The sequence below is a fragment of the Kaarinaea lacus genome (assembly GCF_975902315.1).
In genome coordinates, this window is sequence record NZ_CDLKIE010000039.1 from 1 (window position 1) to 2,914 (window position 2,914).

A 2,914-nucleotide genomic window follows, 5' to 3' on the forward strand; every position below is an offset into this window, starting at 1 on the left:
CCCTGGTTAGCGCGAAATCCCCGGATCACCCGTTGAATAAACTGGACAGGATTATTAATGACAAAGCTGGCGCGCGGAGATGACATTACACTATAGTTCACCGATATTGAGCATGGAATCCATAAGCAATAATATAATGACTCCAGTTGAATAACCAATTTTTCAGGATTACATCCACTCTTTTTTACCGGCTATTGATTTGTATCAGTTGTGATTAATCTCCCTGTTTTAAATAATTTACGCCAAAGATTGATGTCAAACCTGATTCCTTTTATCCTTATGCCTGTTGCATTCTCCTGATACCACCATGCTAAAAAATATTTTCTACAATTATTATTACACGATAATTGTCACAATTTTAATATTTAGCTCCCAAAATATCGCAGCTAACGAACTACCCCTGTTTGATGCCCACGTTCACTACAGCTCAGATGTCTGGGAAACCATACCGCCAAAGCGTGCGATTAATAAGCTAAAAAGGGTCGGTATTCGAAAGGCTATTGTATCCAGCACGCCTGCTAACGGAGCAGTTAAGTTATTTAATGCTAAACCGGATTTTGTAATTCCATTCTTACGTCCATATCGAACTTCCGCCGATCGAAATAACTGGTACAACAATCCGGAAATACTGGAGTACGTAGAAAGCAATCTTAAAGAATTCCGGTATCGAGGTTTAGGTGAATTCCATTTATTCGGTTCTCAGGTTGGCACTCCCGTTATGCAAGGCATTCTCAAGTTAGCAAAAGAGAACAAGCTTATCCTGATGGCACATTCCAACCATGAAACCATTGACGCCCTGATTCAGGCAGCCCCATCTCTGACGATAATTTGGGCGCACGCTGGTTTTGATGTGGACACCCGAATTATAAGTAACAAACTCAAGCATTATAAAAACCTGTACATCGAACTATCTTTCAGAGAAGGTATCATGGAAGAGCAGGTATTAAGCAAACAGTGGTTTGCTCTTTTTACCACCTACCCTTCCCGGTTTTTGATTGGCACAGATACCTATATACCGCAACGCTGGTTGCAACTACCCGACATTACACAGCAATACCAGAAATGGTTACAACAACTCCCTTCTGACGTCGCAAAAGCGATCGCTTATGAAAACGGGATACGCCTTTTCCAGGAATAACGGTCATTCTTATCCAGCCAAATAGCAACAAAATTAACAGCTTATACAGTACCAGTACTGACATTACGTTATTGTTAAATACTGCGAATTGATGACCTATATCAAATGCTCTTCACAGGATTTGTTTAGACTATAGTCACTTACAAGCATATAGAAGATTTTGAAGACTGCGGCAGTCGTCGTAGTGAAATGGCTAACCGCAGTGTCCAGCACCAACCTTTCAGGGAGGACATTGTGCTATGAGCAGCTACCGCACAGAAGATATCAGAAATCTCGCACTCATGGGTCAGGATGGTGCGGGCAAAACCACCCTCACCGAAAAACTCCTGTTTCAGGCTGGTGCGATCACCTCGCCCGGCAGCGTAGAAAAAGGAAATACCGTCAGCGATTTTGAACCCGAAGAACTACGCTATCATCACTCATTGCACACCTCTGTCGTCGGTCTGGATTATGATGGCACCCATATCAACCTTTTAGACACCCCCGGTTTTCCTGACTTTATCGGCCAGACGCTAAGTGCTGCACCAGCGGTAGATGCATTAGCCATAGTCATTAATGCGCAAAATGGCATTGAGCCCATGACTCGTCGGCTTATGAGCTGGGCCAAAGCACATAACTACTGCCGTATGATCATTGTTAACAAAATAGATGGTGAAGAAAAAAAGCTGGGGCAGCTCCTGCAGGATATACGCGACACTTTTTCCGCCGATTGCATACCCATCAATGCGCCAACAAAAGACGGCAATGAGGTGATTGACTGTTTTTATAATATCAGTGGTGATACTGCCTTCTCCTCTGTTGCGGAAATGCATACTGCATTGATTGATCAGGTCGTCGAAATGGATGACGCTTTGATGGAAAAATACCTGGAGCAAGGTGACATCGAACCCGAATTATTACATGATGCATTCGAAGAAGCGTTGCGCGAAGGACACCTTATTCCTGTCTGTTTTGTCTCTGCACGCAATGATGTGGGTGTAAAAGAATTATTAAAGGTGTTTTCAAAATTAATGCCTAATCCCCTGGAAGGAACCGCCCATAAATTTTCAATTAATAGTGATAAAGAAGAAGATCTTACTTTCTTCCCAACTCCGACAGTGGACCAGCATGCTCTGGCGCATGTTTTTAAGGTTACTTTTGATCCCTTCATTGGAAAAATGGGAATTTTTCGTATCCACCAGGGACAAATCACCAAAGACTCCCAACTCTATATCGATGACATTAAAAAACCGTTCAAAGTTGGACATTTGTTCAAAATTCAGGGAAAGGATCACATCGAAACTGACTATGGGTTACCTGGTGATATTTGCGCAGTCGCGAAAGTCGACGAGTTACATTTCAATGCCATCATCCATGAAACCCATGACGAAGATAACCTGCAATCGCCCGGTCTCGATTTACCACAACCCATGTCCGGCCTGGCACTAGACGCGCAAACCAGGGGTGATGAACAGAAAATGGCGTCTGCACTGGAAAAGATAACTATTGAAGATCCCTGTCTCAATGTAGAGCACAACGCCAATACGAACGAAACTATTATCAAAGGCCTGGGTGAATTACAGTTACGTGTTGCACTGGAGAAAATGACCGATAGTTACCATGTCAATACCAGCACCCATACACCTAAAATAGACTACCGGGAAACTATCACCAAATCGGCGGAAGGACATCATCGACATAAGAAACAATCAGGAGGTGCCGGTCAATTTGGCGAAGTATTCTTGCGTATTGAACCATTGGCGCGCGGTAAAGGATCCTTCTTCCTTCCCTCTCCCC

At 43.4% G+C, this 2,914-nt stretch carries 2 protein-coding genes; both read left to right on the forward strand.

Going from position 1 to position 2,914, the window contains the following annotated elements; genetic code table 11:
• Positions 1-307: 307 nt before the first annotated feature.
• A complete protein-coding gene (locus tag ACWVCM_RS00695; protein ID WP_455199770.1) occupies positions 308-1,138 on the forward strand; it encodes an amidohydrolase family protein in 831 nt (276 codons plus the stop codon).
• 239 nt (positions 1,139-1,377) lie between these two features.
• Positions 1,378-2,914: elongation factor G (gene fusA / locus ACWVCM_RS00700; RefSeq protein ID WP_455199771.1), on the forward strand; the 1,537-nt coding region annotated here is incomplete at its 3' end.